Below are 15,794 nucleotides of genomic sequence, written 5' to 3' on the forward strand. Positions count from 1 at the left end.
TCGTTTGCGCCGTCAGGCTGCGGCGACCGTGGCGGGGCCGCGCGCCGCTTCGCTGGGCACTTCGCTAGCCACTTCGCCGGCCACTTCGCCGGCGCCTTGCCGCGCGCCGCTGCTGCGATCGAGGCGCAGCGTCATGCAATAGGCGCCGCCGCCCGACAGCATGAACGGCGCGAGATCGACCTCGTGCACGCGATAGCCGCGCTTGCCGAGCGCGTCGCGCAGGCGCGGCGTGGTGCGCGCCATCACGATGCGATCGTGCAGATTGACCGCATTGACGCTGAAATGCCGCAGGTCGTCGGCGCTGGCCTCGATGCGCTGACTGGCCGGCAGGCGCGCGTGCAACTCGCGCAGCGACGCCTCGGTGAAGGCCGGCGGGTAGTACAGGATCTCGCCGCCGGCCAGCGGGCAGAAGCAGACGTCGAGGTGATAGCTCTGCGCCGTGGCCAGCTCCAGTGCGACCACCTCGCGCCCGAAATACGCGCCGACCGCATCGGCCGCGCAGCGCGCGGAACGCGGCCCGAACCCGGCCCAGAAGTGTCCGCGCACCGCGTCCCAGATGCAGTCGCCCGCGCCTTCCTGGTAGCAGCCATCAGCGAGCGTCGCCACCTCGTCGATCAGGCCGCGCTCGCGCAACCCGGCGAAAACGCGGGCGAACGAAGCCTCCTCGCCCTGCCGCTGCGGATAGCGAAAGCGCGCGAGCAGCGCGCGGCCGTCGAGCACCACCGCGGCATTGGCGGGAAACACCATGTCCGGCAGGCCCGGTTCGCCGGCGGCGATCTCGACCGCGAAGCCGGCCCCTTCCAGGGCTTCGCGCAGCTCGGTGAACGAGCGCAGCGCGCCGCGATGCATGCCGTGCGGATCGGCGGCCCAGCGCAGCGGGTCCATCCACGGATTGATGCTGTACGACACGTCGTAGTGGGTCGGCTCGACAAGCAGGAGGGTGGGTTCGGTAATCACGCCGGCGCTCCTTCCGAGAGTCAGGGTTGCTGTCGGAATGGATTGTGGTGCACACCGGTGCTATCGGATAGCGCACAAACTGCGCAAAAAGCGCGGTCGCCATGACAGAATGCCGGCATGGGCTGGCGTTTTGCAAAGCCGCCTGCCATCTGACGCAATCCCTGTCCCTGCCCTGCGAGCCGCCATGGACGATATCGACCGCCAACTGCTGGCGCTGCTGCGCGACAATGCGCGCACGCCGACCACCGCGCTGGCCAAGGCGCTGCGGCTCTCGCGCGCGACCGTGCAGAACCGGATCGACAAGCTGCAGGAGGCCGGCGTGATCGTCGGCTATACCGTACGGCTCAAACCCGAGGCGGAGCCGCACCGCATCCGTGCGCTGACGATGATTTCGGTCGAAGGCAACCGCATCGGCAAGGTCCTGCAGGCGCTGCGCGGCGAGCCGAACGTGCAGACGCTGCATACCACCAACGGGCGCTGGGACATCATCGCGGAACTGCGGGCCGACACGCTGGAGGCGTTCGACCGGACGCTGGACCGGATCCGGCTGATCGAGGGGATTGCGGCGACGGAGACCAGCATCCTGCTGTCGACGTACAAGCTGTGAGGCCTTGGGAAGGTGTCGGGATGGCGATCGGTGATTGCCCTCTCCCTCAACCCCTCTCCCGCAAGCGGGAGAGGGGCGCAATCCGCAGCGGGGAGCAAGCCGAACCGACGTTGGCAATGCTGCACGGTGTTCTCCCTCTCCCGCTTGCGGGAGGGGGTCGGGGAGAGGGCAGCGGCGGTCGGCAAACCAGCGCCGCATACGATCTTTTGAACTGTGACCCAAAAGCCCCACCACCAAATTCCGATATATTGACGTGTTTCCCGCCCGCAAGGCGGGGTAGTTGGAGATCTGTCCGAATGACGTCCGGCAATCCGGTTGAGAAGTCGATGGAGCGGGTCCCGCCGGCGCCTGCCGTTACCGACCCCGCCGAGCTGGACCGGCTGGTAGCCTGCGAATATTGCGACGCGGTCTACCGCCGCCTGGTGCTCGCCGCCGGCGAGCGGGCGCAGTGCCTGCGCTGCGGCGGCGAGCTGTACCACGAGAGCCGGCGCGCCTATCGGCGGCTGCTGCCGCTGGTGCTGACCGCGCTGATCCTGTTCATCGTGTCCAACGCCTACCCCATCGTCGAGATGGACCTGCAGGGCGTGCGCACACGCACCACGCTGTGGGGCGCCGTCCAGGCGCTGCATGCCGACAACATGACGCTGGTGGCGCTGCTGGTGTTCGCCACCACCATCGTGTTCCCGCTGGCCGAGATGCTGATGATGGCCTATCTGCTGGTGCCGCTGGCGCGCGGCAGCGTCCCCCCGGGCTTCGAACGGATCATGCGCGGTATCCGCCAGACCCGCCCGTGGGGCATGCTCGAGGTGTTCATGATGGGCGTGCTGGTCACGCTGGTGAAGCTGTCGACGATGGCGCAGGTGCTGCCCGGCATCGCGCTGTGGTCGTTCGGCGCGCTGGTGATCGTGCTGGCGACGATGCTGACCTACGACCCGCGCGACCTGTGGCGCCACGCCGAGCGGCGCCAGGGGGAGGCGCAGCGATGAACGCCGGCGATCCCAAACCCTCCGCGCGCCAGCGCGCGCTGCGCCGCTCGCGCGAGGTAGTCGCCGGCGTGGTGCAGGAGCTCGCCGACGACGACGAGCGCACGCCGCTGCCCGAGGTGCCCACCGCCACATCGATGGGGCTGCTGTCCTGCCACGCCTGCGACGCGCTCAGTCCGCTGGACCAGGAAGGCCAGCCGTGCCGCCGCTGCGGCGCGACGCTGCACCATCGCAAGCCGGCCAGCCTGACGCGCACCTGGGCCTTCCTGCTGGCGGCCTACATTCTGTACATTCCGGCCAACGTGCTGCCGATCATGATCACCCGCTCGATCCTCGGCACGCAGGAGGACACGATCCTGTCCGGGATCATCTATCTGTGGGTGTCGGGCTCGCGCATGCTTGCCATCGTGGTGCTGATCGCCAGCATTGTGGTGCCGCTGCTGAAAATGATGATCCTGACCTTTCTGCTGCTGTCGGTGCATCTGCGCTCGACCTGGCGGCTGCGGCAGCAGACCAGGCTGTACGGACTGGTCGAGCTGATCGGCCGCTGGTCGATGCTCGATATCTTCGTGGTGGCGCTGCTGGCCTCGCTGGTGCGCGCCGGGGCGCTGGCGCAGGTGGACCCGGGCACCGGCGCGGCGGCGTTCGGCATGGTGGTGGTGCTGACGATGCTGGCCTCGCTGTCGTTCGACCCGCGGCTGCTGTGGGATGCGCACGACCACGCGCCCCTGAAGGCGCCTGGCGGTGAGGCCCCTGCAGCGGCTCAGGCGAACCACTGAGCCCGCGAATACCGATACCGAATACCCCTACCGAATACCGACAAGACGCACGCTGGACCTTTATCGATGCCTGATCCGGACAACCTCTCTTCCGCCCCTCCGCCCCCGCACCCGCCGCAGCCCCGGGAGCCGGCGCGCCGGCGCCGCGCGCGCTGGCTGCCGTCGGTGGTCTGGCTGATTCCCATCGTCGCCGCCGTGGTCGGGCTGTCGCTGCTGTTCCATACGCTGTCGCAGCGCGGCCCCGAGATCCAGGTGACCTTCCGCACGGCCGAGGGCCTGGCCCCGGGCAAGACGCCGGTGCGCTACAAGGACGTCGATATCGGCCTGGTCAAACAGGTGCGGCTGGCGCCGGACCGCTCGCATGTGGTGGCGACCATCGACCTGAGCAAGGACGCGGAAAACTTCGCGGTCAAGGACACGCGCTTCTGGGTGGTGCGACCGCGCCTGGCCGTCAGCGGCGTGTCTGGGCTGGAGACGCTGCTGTCAGGCTCCTATGTCGGCGTGGACGCTGGCAGGTCCGAGGAAACGCAGCGCGAATTCGTCGGCCTGGAAACGCCGCCGGTGGTGACCACCGACTCGTCAGGCAAGCAGTTCGTGCTGCGGGCGGCCGATCTGGGCTCGCTCGACATCGGCTCGCCGGTCTACTACCGGCGCGTTCAGGTCGGCCAGGTGGTGGCCTATCAGCTGGAACCGGCCGGGCGCGACATCACGCTGCGGGTCTTCATCAACAAGCCCTACGACGAGCTGGTCACCGCCGACACGCGCTTCTGGCATGCCAGCGGCGTCGATCTGAAGCTCGATGCGGGCGGCTTCAAGCTCAATACGCAGTCGCTGGTGACGATGCTGCTGGGCGGGGTCGCGTTCCAGGCACCGCCCAACTCGCACGTGACCGAGGCCGCCAAGGAGAACACCCAGTTCCTGCTGGCCGGCGACCAGGCCGACGCAATGAAGGAGCCGGACGAGCTGGCGCCGACGCTGGCGGTGCTGAACTTCGAGCAATCGGTGCGGGGTCTGGCGCCCGGCGCGCCGGTGGACTTCCGCGGCGTGGTGGTCGGCCAGGTGCGTTCGATCGGCATCGACTACGTGCGCGAGACCAAGTCGTTCCGCCTGCCGGTCGTGGTCGAGCTCTATCCGTCGCGGATGGGCTTCCGCGAACGCGACCTGGCCGACCGCGAACGCGCCCGCCAGCTGATGCTGAGCATGATCCAGCGCGGCCTGCGCGCGCAACTGCGTACCGGCAATCTGCTGACCGGCCAGCTGTACGTGGCGCTCGACTTCTTCCCCGGCGCCAAGCCGGTCAAGGCGCCGGCCGACACCGCGATCGCCGAGCTGCCGACCATGCCTGGCGCGCTCGACGAACTGCAGGCCAAGCTGGGCAGCATCGTCGGCAAGATCGAAAAGGTGCCGTTCGACCAGATCGGCCAGGATCTGCGCAAGACGGTGGCCCAGCTGAATACCACACTGGCCAGCGCCGACAAGCTGGTCGCGCAGCTGCAGGGCGACGTCGCGCCCGAGGTGCTGGCGGCCCTGCAGGACGCCCGCCGCACCATCCAGTCGGCCAACGGCACGCTCGCTTCCGACGCGCCGCTGCAGCAGGACACGCGCCGGATGCTGCAGGAACTGACGCGCACCGCGGTCTCGCTGCGCACGCTGACCGACTATCTCGAACGCCATCCCGAAGCGCTGCTGCGCGGCAAGACGGAGACACAACGATGAAGGGCCCGCATATCCTGACCCGCCGGCTGCGCGCCGCGATGTTCGCCACGGCCTGCGCCGGCACCCTGCTGCTGGGCGCCTGCGCTTCGTCGTCGGAGCCGCGCTATTACTCGCTGGCCCCGGGTGGAGAGGCCGGCGCCGCCGGTGCCGCACTTCCCGCGACCGTCGTCGCAAGAACCGGCACGGCCTCGGCCGCCGGTTCGCCGTCGGCCACGCAGCCGCTGTGGATCGAGGTCGCACCGGCGCGCGTGCCGGAAAGGCTGAACCGCCAGCAGATCGTCGTCGCCGGCGCCGACGGCAGCGTGACGCCGCTGGACATGGCACGGTGGTCAGCGCCGCTGCCCGACGAATGGCGCGATGCGCTGTCGCAGCGCCTGCAGATCGTGCTCGGCGCGGTGGACGTCTATCAACAGGGATTGAGCGACGTGCAGCCGCTGTACCGGATCACCACCGACGTGGTGCGGCTCGATGCGCAGCCCGGCGCGCGGGTCGGTGCGACGGTCAACTGGACCGTGCGGCGGCTGCCGGATGGCCGCACGCTGGCAGGACGCACGCAGGCCGAGTTGCCGGTCGCGAGCGGCGGCCATGACATCGGCGGCGTAGTGGCGGCAATGCGGCAGGTGGTGGACGACACCGCCGGGCAGATCGCGGCAGCCGTGGCATCGCTGCGCCAGGAGCCGACTACCGTCAGTCGCAAGCCTTAGGCCCGGCCGCCGGCGCCTGGGCGCGCCGATCCGCTCGTACCTTCAGCCTGTGGCGCCGGCGCGCGCCGCCGCCATCGCCGCGAGGCACTCCTGCGGCCCGCCGTGCACCAGTTGCACCGAGCAGGCCAGCATCAGGTTCTTGCCCAGGCCGAAGTCCTCGACATGAAAGCCGCGCGCGTCGAGCGGCCTGCCCTCGGCGTCATGACCTGCCGTGGCGCGCTCGACGATGGTGCCCGGATCGCCGGTATAGGCCCAGACGGGCTTGCCCAGCGCGACCGCAAAGCCCACCTCGAACGCCGTGCCGGAATCCGGCTCTCCGGGCCCGCGAAAGTCGTCCAGATTGGCCATCACCAGATCGGCGCGGCGGATCAGCGCGACATTGGCCTGATAGATCCAGCGCGCGGCTGCCTCCCCTGCCAGACCGGCCGGGAGCTGATGGTCCAGCGGAAACAGGCCGGTGAAGCCATGCTGCGCGCACAGGTTCTTCAGGGCCTGGCCATGGGCCATCGCATCGGGACGGAAGACATCGGGGCCGGCAAGGTAGACAGTGGGCATGGGGTTCGAATTCCGGGATGTCGGTGAACGGCAGGGGCGCCATGCGGGGCGGCTGAGGGCCCGCCGGCGAGGCCACCGGCACGGACAAGAGCCGTCCGGCAGGATACACTCTGCTGTCTTTTTCCCGCCTTGCCCTTAACAAGAAGCTGACATCATGCCCGCCATCGACCTGATCCAGATCGGCCCGCTCGCGCCGCACCTGAACGCCACGCTGCAGCAACAACACGGCGCGGCCGCGCTGTGGGAGCAGGACGATTGGCCCGCCTGGCTGCGCGAGCATGGCGCGCAGGCACGCGTGGTCGTGACTTCGGCCCGGCACGGCTGCAGCGCCGCGGTGATCGACGCGCTGCCGCAACTGGCCGCAATCGTCAGCTTCGGCGTCGGCTACGACAGCATCGCGCTGGATGCGGCGCGCGCCCGCGGCATCCAGGTCAGCAATACGCCCGACGTGCTCAACGATTGCGTGGCCGACCTCGCCTTCGGCCTGATGATCGATGCCGCCCGCGGCATCTCGCACGGCGACCGCTTCGTGCGCGACGGCCGCTGGCACCAGGGCCCGTTCCCGCTGACCAGCCGCGTGTCCGGCAAGCGCCTGGGCATCCTCGGCCTGGGCCGCATCGGCGAAAAGGTCGCGCGCCGCGCGCAAGGCTTCGACATGGAGATCGCCTACAACAACCGGCGTCCGCGCGAGGGCGCGCCGTGGCGCCACGAGCCGGACCTGCTGGCGCTGGCCGCCTGGGCCGACTTCCTGGTGGTGACCTGCGTCGGCGGCCCGGAGACCGAAGGGCTGGTGTCGCGCCAGGTCATCGAGGCGCTCGGGCCGAAGGGCGTGCTGGTCAATGTCGCGCGCGGCAGCGTGATCGACGAGGACGCGATGGTCCAGGCGCTGCGCGATGGCCGCCTCGGCGCCGCGGGGCTGGACGTGTTCCGCGACGAACCGCGCGTGCCGCCGGCGCTGATCGGGCTGGACAACGTCGTGCTGGCCCCGCATATGGCCAGCGGCACGGTGGAGACGCGCGGCGCGATGCAGGCGCTGATGCTCGACAACCTGCGCGCCTTCCTCGAGACCGGCAAGGTCCTGACGCCGATCCTGTAATGCCCCGGGCGGGCTTGCCCCGCCCTGCTCCGATACCGCGGCACGGCGTTCCACTGGAGCGTCGGCCGCGGTCTTCGATTTTCCATTCCACGCTTCGCCCTCGTGCCAGCCATGCCACGGCATTTTCTTTACCTGTTCGTCTTTATCGCGCTGTACGCCTGTTTCGATCTGGTGTTCGACTACAACGAGGCCGAAGGGCTGCAGCACGTGGTCATCGACGGCATCGGCACCCTGATCACGCTGGCCGGCGTCTTCGTGCTGGCGCGCGAGCGGCTGCGCACAGACCAGGAGATTCGCCAGCTGCGCGCGTCGCTGGGCGAGGCCGAGCGGACGCTGGCGCAGCGCGACGCGGCCGCGCACCAGGCCGGGCTGCAGATGCGGCATGCGATCAGCAGCCAGTTCGATCGCTGGAACCTGACCGCCAGCGAGCGCGAGGTCGCCTATCTGCTGATCAAGGGGCTGTCGCTGGAAGAGATCGCGGGCGTGCGCGACAGCAAGCCCAAGACCGTACGCCAGCACGCGACCAACATCTACGCCAAGGCGGGCCTGCGCGGCCGGCACGAACTGGCGGCCTACTTCCTCGAAGACCTGCTGGTGCCAGAGTTGCCCTGACCGGCACGATTGCTCCGATTGGAGTATCGACTGCCGTGCATCGGCGTCAATTGACGGGCCGCTATATACCGCCGTATATTGCGCTCGATGTGACTCGAGTGTCCCCCTGCGGCACCCGATCCTTGCGGCGACACGGCTTCGATGGCCCTGTCCTCCCGTCACCGAATCCGGAACCCGCCATGCCTGCTCGTCGTTCCCTCGCCCTTGCCATCGCGTCCTTTCGCCGGCGCTCACATCTGTCCGGCGCCTGCGCCGCGGCGGCGGTCGCCATGCTGGCGATGCTGCCCGCGCGGCCCGCGGCGGCCGCTGAACTCGTGATCTCGGCGGCGGCCAGCCTGACCAATGCCTTCCGCGCGGTCGCGACCGCCTACGAACAGGCGAATCCGGGAACGAAGCTGGTGCTCAATTTCGGCGCCTCCGACGTGCTGATGCAGCAGATCGTGCAAGGCGCGCCGGCCGACGTGTTCGCCTCGGCCGACCAGCAGGCGATGGACAAGGCCCAGGCCGAGCACATGATCGTGCCGGCCTCGCGCCGCGATTTCGCCGCCAATGCGCTGGTAATGGTCGAACCGGTCGACAGCGCGCTGAAGCTCGCCTCGCCGCGCGACCTGCTGCGCGACGACGTGCGCCGCGTGGCCTTCGGCAACCCGGCCTCGGTGCCGGTGGGGCGCTATACGCGCGACGCGCTGGAAGATGCGCGCCTTTGGCAGGCCGTGTCCGCCAAGGGCGTGCCGGCGCAGAACGTGCGCCAGGCCCTGGACTATGTCGCGCGCGGCGAGGTCGATGCCGGCTTCGTGTTCGCCACGGATGCGGCGGTGATGCCGTCCAGGGTGCGTGTCGTCGCGCAGGTGCCGACGCGCACGGCGATCACCTATCCGATCGCCGTCACCGCCCGCTCGCGCCATAGCGCCGAAGCGGGGCGCTTCGTCGATTTCGTGCTGTCCGCGCAGGGCCAGGCGCTGCTCGCGCGCCACGGCTTCCGGCCGCGCTGAATGCCGCGCTCGCCTGTCCGCTGATGTCGCCGATGGAATCGGTCTGGGTCCCGCTGGCACTGTCGCTGAAGGTCGCCGGCTGGGCCACCGCGATCAACGCGGTGCTCGGTGTGGCCGCCGCGGTGGCGCTGTCGCGCTGGCGCTCGCCGCTGCGCGATCTGGTCGATGCCGTGCTGACGCTGCCGCTGGTGCTGCCGCCGACCGTGCTGGGCTATTACCTGCTGGTGCTGATCGGCCGTCGCGGTGTGTTCGGCGAATGGCTGTCGTCGCTCGGCATCGAGCTGGTCTTCACCTGGCAGGGCGCGGTGCTGGCCGCCACCATCGTCGCCTTCCCGCTGGTGCTCAAGTCCGCCCGTGCGGCGATCGAGGGCGTCGACCCGCAGCTGGAGCATGCCGCGCGCGTGCTCGGGGTCAGCGAGGCCGGCATCGTCTTTCGCGTGACGCTGCCGCTGGCGGTGCGCGGCATCGCCGCCGGCGTGCTGCTGGCTTTCGCGCGTGCGCTGGGCGAGTTCGGCGCGACGCTGATGGTGGCCGGCAATCTGCCGGGACGCACGCAGACGCTGTCGGTCGCGATCTATGAAGCGGTGCAGGCCGGCGACGACAACACCGCCAATCTGCTGGTGCTGGTGACCTCGATCACCTGCGTGGTGCTGCTTGTCATCGCCGGGCGGCTGGTACCCAGCACGCGCCAGCCGGTGCGCTGAAGGGACGGTCGCCATGCACAGGGCCATGACGCTGCAGGTCGAAGTCAGCAAACGACTGGATACCGCGGATCGGCATTTCACGCTCGATATCGGCTTCTCTTCGGCCAGCCGCCGCATCGCGCTGTTCGGGCCGTCGGGCGCCGGCAAGACGCTGACGCTGCGCGCGATCGCGGGCCTGCTGCGGCCCGACCGTGGGCGCATCGTGCTGGGCGAACGCACGCTGTTCGACGACGCCGCGGGCGTCGACGTGCGGCCACAGCAGCGGCGCGTGGCTTATCTGTTCCAGGACTACGCGCTGTTTCCCCATCTGACCGTTGCGCAGAACGTCGCCTTCGGGCTCGCGCGCGGCTGGCGCAATCCGCGTCGGGGCGAAAGCCATGACGATGCCGAACGCTGGATCGACGCCTTCGGCTTGCGCGAGGTTCGCGCCCACTATCCGGCAGAAATTTCCGGGGGACAGAAGCAGCGCGTGGCGCTGGCCCGCGCACTGGCGACCCGGCCCGATATCGTGCTGCTCGACGAACCGTTCTCCGCGTTGGACCCGGCGCTACGGGCCCGGATGCGCGCCGAGCTGCGCGCGCTGCAGACCAGCCTGGAGGTGCCGATGCTGGTCATCTCGCACGATCCCGACGATGTCGCGGCGCTGGCCGACCATGTGATGGAGATTCGGGACGGGCGGATCCATGGGGCGGAGGGGTAATAGCAGGCGCGGTCAAGTCGGCTTGCCGCGCGTTTGACCACGTCCCGTGGTGTTCTCCCTCTCCCCCTCAGGGGGGAGAGGGTTGGGGAGAGGGGGTGGTTTCAAGCCACAGTAGCAAGGCCAGCGCCCCTTGCCCTCTCCCCCGCCCCTCTCCCGCAAGCGGGAGAGGGGAGAAAACCACCGCCCGGGACAGCTGCGCGCCTCAGTCCATCGTCCCCAGAATCACGCTCGACGCCTTGAAGATCGCCAGCGCCGGCGCGCCCTCGGTCAGGCTCAGCTCGTCGAGCCCGCCATGCGTGACGATCGCCGCGATGGTGGCACCGCCGTCGAGCGCCAGCACGACCTCCGCATTGACCGCGCCCGGCACGATGCGCGTCACCGTACCCAGCAGCTGATTGCGCGCCGACAGCCGCAGTCCGGGCGACGGCACGCCGATCATCACGGATGAAGCCTTGATCAGCGCGAACGCCTCGGTGCCCGGGGCCAGGCCCAGCGTCTCGACGCTCTCGTGCGTGACCGTGGCCACCACCTGCTGCCCGCCGACCAGCGCCAGCGTGACCTCGTCGTTCACCGCGCCGGTACGGACCTGGGTCACCGTGCCGAACAGCCGGTTGCGAGCACTGGTCTTGATCATCAGTCGTCGAATCAGGTGGATATCGTGTTGCAGCGCGTCGGCCGCGCTGGCGTCGAGCTGTTCGCTGACGCGCGACAGCTGCGCGACGAAAGCGCGGTGCTCGGCCTCGAGCGCGCGGTAGGTGCGCACCAGTCCCTCGCCGCGCGGCGTCAGCATGGTGCCGCCACCGCCCTTGCCGCCGGCGGCGCGTACCACCAGCGGCTCGCCGGCGCTGTTGTTCATCGCGTCGACGGCGTCCCACGCGGCCTTGTAGCTGAGCCCGACCGCCTTCGCGGCCGCGGTGATCGAGCCGTGTTCGGCGATCGCCGCGAGCAGCGCGATGCGGTCCTTGCCGCCGAGGTCCTGGCTGCCGGCGCGAAACCAGATCGCGCCCTGAAGTTCGAGCATGAGGCATGGCGCCGCCGCAGGGCGGCGCGAGGGTGTCGGAACGGCGCTATGTTACCGCGCCCGCCGCGGGCAAGGTATGTCATCACGTGATACATTGACGGCTTTTTTGCGCGACGCTTTTTTTGCTGCGTCGCGGCACGCGCCGGCGTCTTCATGTCCTCCCGAACCTCTCCCCTCCTTGCCCTGGCCGGCGAAGTCCGCTTGCGCTGGCGCGGCTGGCTGGCCGCCTTCGTTCCGATGCCGGTGGCGGCTAGCAGCCGCGAACGGCTCAAGAGCTGTCTCGGCGCGGTATTCGCGCTGGCCTGCACGGAGTGGATCAGCCGGCATATGCTGGGCGGCCACAACCCTTGGTTCATCGCGCCGATGGGCGCCTCCGCGGTGCTGCTGTTTGCCGTGCCTTCGAGCCCGCTGGCGCAGCCGTGGTCGGTGATCGGCGGCAATCTGCTGGCGGCGCTGGTGGGCGTGACCTGCGCCCGCTGGATCCCGGACCCGGGACTGGCGGCCGCCGTCGCGGTGGCCGTGGCGATCGGCCTGATGTTCCATCTGCATTGCGTGCATCCGCCGGCCGGCGCGGTCGCCATCACCGCGGTGTTCGGCGGTCCCGCGGTCGCCAAGCTCGGCTATGCCTTCGTGCTGTTCCCGGTCGCGCTCAATTCGATGCTGATGCTGCTGATCGCGCTGTCGTTCAACAATCTGACCGGCCGCCGCTATCCGCATCGGCCGCCGCCCCCGGTGCCTGGGCATGGCACCAGCGATCCGCCGCCGGGCCAGCGCGTCGGCTTCACGCGTGCGGACCTGGACGAAGTGCTGGCGGCGCGCGGCGAATTTCTCGACGTCGATCGCGACGACCTTGAAGAGATCCTGGTCGCCGCCGAGTTGCGCGCGTTCGGACGCCGCTTCGGCGACGTGCGCTGCGGCGACATCATGTCGCGCGACGTGGTGGCGGTCCACGCCGACCAGCGCATCAGCGAGGCATGGACGCTGCTGACCCGGCACCGGCTGCAGGCGCTGCCGGTGGTGTCGCCGCGCCAGCGCCGGCTGGTCGGCCTGGTCGCGCTGCCGGACCTGTTCGTCGGCGACCCCGCCAAGGGCCAGCGCCGGCCGGACGGCCTGGTGCGCGACGCGATGCTGACCGAGCTGCCGACCGCCCGCCCCGACCAGCCCATCGTCGAGCTGGCCGGCGCGATGTCGGACGGCGGCTGGCACCTGATGCCGGTGGTCGACGAGCAGCGGCGGCTGCTGGGGCTGGTCACGCAGTCGGATCTGCTGGCGGCGTTGCTGAAGCGGTGACGGGAGCGTCGGCGGCAGACTGCCCTCTCCCCGGCCCTCTCCCGCAAGCGGGAGAGGGAGAACACCACGGGCAAGCTCCACGCGTCGTCCCTCCAATCCGCGACGACGCGCTCCCCTCTCCCGCTTGCGGGAGAGGGGCTGGGGGAGAGGGCCAGCGCTCCCCCACCGCAGATGTCATCACCCAACACTGGCAAAATAGCGGCCCATGAATCGTCTCTGGTCGCATCTTCTCGGCTTGTTCGTCCTCGTGCTGGCTACCTGCGTGCTGCTTGGCACGCTGGCAGTGGTGGTCGCCAGCCGGCAACTCCCTCCGCTCGACGCCATCGCCGCGTTCCGCCACACGGCCGGCTACGTGCCGCTGGACAAGATGCCGCCCGCGCTGACGCAGGCGGTGGTCGCCATCGAAGACGAACGCTTCTATCTGCATGACGGCATCGACTACGTCGGCGTGATCCGCGCGGGCCTGGCCAATCTGTCCGACGACCTGTCGCAGGGCGCGTCGACCATCACGATGCAGGTCGCCCGCAACTTCTTCCTGTCGCGCGAAAAGACCTATACCCGCAAGCTCTACGAGGCGCTGCTGGCCTACCGCATCGAGGGGGCCTTCAGCAAGGACGAGATCCTCGAGCTGTACATGAACAAGGTCTATCTCGGCGAAGGGGCCTATGGCTTCGCGCAGGCGGCGCGCACCTATTTCGGCAAGCCGTTGAGCGAGCTGACGCTGGCCGAGTCCGCAATGCTGGCCGGCCTGCCCAAGGCGCCGTCGGCCAACAACCCCGTCGTCAATCCCCGCCGCGCACGCCAGCGGCAAGCCTATATCCTGCTGCGCATGCTGGAACTGGGCCGCATCGACCGGCACCAGTACGATGCCGCGCTGCTCGAGCCGCTGCGGCTGCGCTAAGACTTCCCCAGGACTTCGCCCTTCCTTGTTGCGGCGCGAGACGGTGTCAGCGCCCACCCGACGGCGCCGCCCGGTGCGCCATGCTAGCCTGCTGGCAGCCGGGTTCCGCCTGCGCCGAACCCGTTCACCACGCCGCAACGGCGGACTCTCGGGGAGGCAACGATGGATGGCATCTGGTCAGACATGCTGAGCGCGCTGCGGACGGAGTTCGCCGACATTCCCGATATCGAGGAAGCGACCCGGGTCGTGGTCCGGCTCGGCATGGCGATGCTGCTCGGCGCGATGATCGGCTACGAACGCGAAGCCGCCGGCAAGGCGGCCGGCCTGCGCACCCATATGCTGGTCGCGCTCGGGTCGGCGATGTTCGTGCTGGTGCCGCTGCAGGCCGGCGTGCCGCTGGCCGACATGAGCCGCGTGCTGCAGGGCATCGCCTCGGGCATCGGCTTCCTCGGCGCCGGTGCCATCATCAAGCTCAACAGCGAAGAAAGCATCAAGGGCCTGACCACCGCGGCCAGCATCTGGATGGTGTCCGCCATCGGCGTCGCCGCCGGCATGGGCCGCGAGGCCACCGCGCTGCTCGCCACGGTTTTCACGCTGGTGATTTTGGAGATTTTGCAGCGGGTGAAGTAGCGCCTGCCTCCGAGCCGTCCGGGCGCACTACCATGCGGCCCATCCATTCACGACGTAGGCGAGGAGCGCGCTATGGCCCGTTTCCACAACGGCATGCGTCCAGTTCATCCGGGCGAGATCCTGCGCGAGGAGTATCTCGTGCCGCTCGATCTATCGATCGCCGAACTGGCGAAGGAATTGCATGTCGGCACCGCGCAAATCGAGGCTGTCGTGCGCGGCAATGCCGGCGTGACCAGCGAGATCGCGCTGCGTTTGGCGCGTTATTTTGGGCGCGAAGCAGAAACCTGGTTGAACCTTCAGCAGGCCTACGATCTCAAGACCGCCGAACAACAGCTGGGCGACGCCATTCGCTCCGAAGTCGCGCCGCGCAAGGTCAAGGCGGCGTAGCAGCCTCGCGCTGGATAGGCTAACCGTATTCTCGGTTCACCGCGCGGGCCAGCTCCCTACAAATCCCCGCGATGCCGCTCCAGCGCAGCGCGAACAATCGGCGCGACCGCGTCCGCCTGCCCGTTGTCCACGCCCTTGAGCAAGGCGCGCCGCATCGGCGGCGCCCAGAAGCGGCGCAGGTGGCTGGCGATGTCGGCCAGCGCCTCGTCGCGATCGGGCATCGCGGCGAAGAAGGTACCGATCTGGTTGGCCATCTTGACCAGGTTGTCGAGGTTCATGATCAGCAGCGTGACGGCAGCAGCCGCGCGGAATGGGTGTAGACGACATGGCGGCCCGGGCGCACGAATCCGGCCAGCGTGACGCCGGCCTGTTCGGCCAGCCGGACCGCCATCGCGGTGGGTCCGGAGACGGCGGCCAGCACGCCGATGCCGGCGCTGGCGGCCTTGACCACCATCTCGTAGCTGGCGCGGCTGGTGACCAGCGCCGCGCCGTCGGCGGCTGGCTCGCCGCTGCGCGCCAGCGCGCCGATCAGCTTGTCGAGCGCGTTGTGGCGGCCGACGTCCTCGCGCACCAACGCTACGCTGCCGTCGGCGCGCAGCCAGGCGGCGGCATGGGTGGCGCCGGTATGGCGCAGCAGCGCCTGGCGACGCTGCAGCTCGGCAAAGCCCGCATGCAGGCTCGCGCCGTCGAAGCGCGCGGCGCTCGCAACCGGCGCCGGCATCCGCGCCACCTGCGACAGCGACTCGACGCCGCACAGTCCGCAGCCGGTGCGGCCCGTCATGGCGCGGCGCCGTGTCTTCATCCGCGCGAACGCGTCGCCGGCGATGCGCAGCTGCACGGCGATCCCTTGCTCGCCGACCTGCGTGTCGATCTCGAACACGTCGCGCGCGTTCGCGACAATGCCCTCCGTCAGGCTGAAGCCCAGCGCGAAGTCCTCGAGATCGGCCGGCGTGGCCAGCATCACCGCGTGAGAGATGCCGTTGTACTCGAGCGCAACGGGGACTTCCTCGGCGACATCGTCGAAAGCGAGCGTCATGTCGTCGCCCTCGCCTTCCCGACGCGCGACCTCGACGGTGGCGTAGGGCATCGGCAGATCGCCGTCGCGCTGATACCGACCAGCCTCGTACCGACCGGCGTCGCACACGCCGGCCTCGTACAGA

At 69.5% G+C, this 15,794-nt stretch carries 19 protein-coding genes; 14 read left to right on the forward strand and 5 right to left on the reverse strand.

Going from position 1 to position 15,794, the window contains the following annotated elements:
- Positions 1 to 12: 12 nt before the first annotated feature.
- Positions 13 to 957, reverse strand: a complete 945-nt coding sequence (locus HTY53_RS20335; RefSeq protein ID WP_174108373.1) for a dimethylarginine dimethylaminohydrolase family protein — start codon at positions 955 to 957, stop codon at positions 13 to 15.
- A 184-nt stretch (positions 958 to 1,141) separates the two neighbouring features.
- Between HTY53_RS20335 and HTY53_RS20340 the strand changes: the two genes are divergently transcribed.
- From HTY53_RS20340 to HTY53_RS20360, 5 genes are all read left to right on the forward strand, one after another.
- Positions 1,142 to 1,564, forward strand: coding sequence for an Lrp/AsnC family transcriptional regulator (locus HTY53_RS20340; protein WP_174108374.1), 423 nt, complete (start codon positions 1,142 to 1,144; stop codon positions 1,562 to 1,564).
- Between the two features lie 296 nt (positions 1,565 to 1,860).
- Positions 1,861 to 2,550, forward strand: coding sequence for a paraquat-inducible protein A (locus HTY53_RS20345; protein WP_371558467.1), 690 nt, complete (start codon positions 1,861 to 1,863; stop codon positions 2,548 to 2,550).
- The gene (locus HTY53_RS20350) at positions 2,547 to 3,326 is read left to right on the forward strand and encodes a paraquat-inducible protein A (RefSeq protein ID WP_174108375.1); all 780 of its coding nucleotides are present in this window, start codon (positions 2,547 to 2,549) and stop codon (positions 3,324 to 3,326) included. The genes HTY53_RS20345 and HTY53_RS20350 overlap by 4 nt, the downstream gene beginning before the upstream one ends.
- Positions 3,327 to 3,392: 66 nt before the next feature.
- Positions 3,393 to 5,042, forward strand: a complete 1,650-nt coding sequence (locus HTY53_RS20355; RefSeq protein WP_174108376.1) for an intermembrane transport protein PqiB — start codon at positions 3,393 to 3,395, stop codon at positions 5,040 to 5,042.
- Positions 5,039 to 5,746, forward strand: a complete 708-nt coding sequence (locus HTY53_RS20360) for a PqiC family protein (RefSeq protein ID WP_438820977.1) — start codon at positions 5,039 to 5,041, stop codon at positions 5,744 to 5,746. The genes HTY53_RS20355 and HTY53_RS20360 overlap by 4 nt, the downstream gene beginning before the upstream one ends.
- 42 nt (positions 5,747 to 5,788) lie before the next feature.
- Here HTY53_RS20360 and HTY53_RS20365 read toward each other — a convergent pair whose 3' ends face one another.
- Positions 5,789 to 6,301 carry a nucleoside 2-deoxyribosyltransferase gene (locus HTY53_RS20365; RefSeq protein WP_174108377.1) on the reverse strand — a complete coding sequence of 171 codons (513 nt, stop codon included), beginning with the start codon at positions 6,299 to 6,301 and terminating at the stop codon, positions 5,789 to 5,791.
- 154 nt (positions 6,302 to 6,455) lie between these two features.
- On the opposite strand from HTY53_RS20365, the gene HTY53_RS20370 reads away from it, so the two are divergent.
- The 5 genes from HTY53_RS20370 to HTY53_RS20390 all read left to right on the forward strand — a co-directional run bounded on the left by HTY53_RS20370 (position 6,456) and on the right by HTY53_RS20390 (position 10,405).
- Entirely contained in the window at positions 6,456 to 7,397 is a 942-nt protein-coding gene (locus tag HTY53_RS20370) for a 2-hydroxyacid dehydrogenase (protein ID WP_174108378.1), read from the forward strand.
- Positions 7,398 to 7,508: 111 nt separating this feature from the next.
- Positions 7,509 to 8,009, forward strand: coding sequence for a helix-turn-helix transcriptional regulator (locus HTY53_RS20375; RefSeq protein WP_174108379.1), 501 nt, complete (start codon positions 7,509 to 7,511; stop codon positions 8,007 to 8,009).
- Positions 8,010 to 8,278: 269 nt separating this feature from the next.
- Positions 8,279 to 9,001: a molybdate ABC transporter substrate-binding protein gene (modA, locus tag HTY53_RS20380; RefSeq protein WP_238512659.1), complete on the forward strand. Its 723-nt coding sequence runs from the start codon at positions 8,279 to 8,281 to the stop codon at positions 8,999 to 9,001.
- 32 nt (positions 9,002 to 9,033) lie between these two features.
- A complete protein-coding gene (modB, locus tag HTY53_RS20385; RefSeq protein WP_174108381.1) occupies positions 9,034 to 9,705 on the forward strand; it encodes a molybdate ABC transporter permease subunit in 672 nt (223 codons plus the stop codon).
- Positions 9,706 to 9,730: 25 nt separating this feature from the next.
- Positions 9,731 to 10,405 (forward strand): sulfate/molybdate ABC transporter ATP-binding protein, encoded by a 675-nt coding sequence (locus tag HTY53_RS20390; protein ID WP_174108382.1) that lies wholly within the window; start codon positions 9,731 to 9,733, stop codon positions 10,403 to 10,405.
- A 202-nt stretch (positions 10,406 to 10,607) separates the two neighbouring features.
- Here HTY53_RS20390 and HTY53_RS20395 read toward each other — a convergent pair whose 3' ends face one another.
- Positions 10,608 to 11,426: a TOBE domain-containing protein gene (locus HTY53_RS20395; RefSeq protein ID WP_174108383.1), complete on the reverse strand. Its 819-nt coding sequence runs from the start codon at positions 11,424 to 11,426 to the stop codon at positions 10,608 to 10,610.
- A gap of 153 nt (positions 11,427 to 11,579) precedes the next feature.
- Here HTY53_RS20395 and HTY53_RS20400 point away from each other — a divergent pair, with 153 nt between their 5' ends.
- From HTY53_RS20400 to HTY53_RS20415, 4 genes are all read left to right on the forward strand, one after another.
- The gene (locus tag HTY53_RS20400) at positions 11,580 to 12,716 is read left to right on the forward strand and encodes an HPP family protein (RefSeq protein WP_174108384.1); all 1,137 of its coding nucleotides are present in this window, start codon (positions 11,580 to 11,582) and stop codon (positions 12,714 to 12,716) included.
- Positions 12,717 to 12,921: 205 nt separating this feature from the next.
- Complete coding sequence (locus HTY53_RS20405; protein WP_174108385.1) at positions 12,922 to 13,617, forward strand: transglycosylase domain-containing protein; 696 nt, start codon at positions 12,922 to 12,924, stop codon at positions 13,615 to 13,617.
- 162 nt (positions 13,618 to 13,779) lie between these two features.
- The gene (locus tag HTY53_RS20410; RefSeq protein WP_174108386.1) at positions 13,780 to 14,247 is read left to right on the forward strand and encodes an MgtC/SapB family protein; all 468 of its coding nucleotides are present in this window, start codon (positions 13,780 to 13,782) and stop codon (positions 14,245 to 14,247) included.
- 72 nt (positions 14,248 to 14,319) lie between these two features.
- Positions 14,320 to 14,634, forward strand: a complete 315-nt coding sequence (locus HTY53_RS20415) for a HigA family addiction module antitoxin (protein ID WP_174108387.1) — start codon at positions 14,320 to 14,322, stop codon at positions 14,632 to 14,634.
- 56 nt (positions 14,635 to 14,690) lie between these two features.
- On the opposite strand, the gene HTY53_RS20420 is transcribed toward HTY53_RS20415, so the two are convergent.
- Positions 14,691 to 14,912, reverse strand: a complete 222-nt coding sequence (locus HTY53_RS20420; RefSeq protein ID WP_174108388.1) for a formate dehydrogenase subunit delta — start codon at positions 14,910 to 14,912, stop codon at positions 14,691 to 14,693.
- A gap of 2 nt (positions 14,913 to 14,914) precedes the next feature.
- Positions 14,915 to 15,721: a formate dehydrogenase accessory sulfurtransferase FdhD gene (fdhD, locus tag HTY53_RS20425; protein WP_174108417.1), complete on the reverse strand. Its 807-nt coding sequence runs from the start codon at positions 15,719 to 15,721 to the stop codon at positions 14,915 to 14,917.
- Positions 15,722 to 15,794 lie beyond the last annotated feature (73 nt).

Source organism: Cupriavidus gilardii (assembly GCF_013314895.1).
In the GTDB taxonomy this organism is placed as follows: Bacteria; Pseudomonadota; Gammaproteobacteria; order Burkholderiales; family Burkholderiaceae; genus Cupriavidus; species Cupriavidus gilardii_C.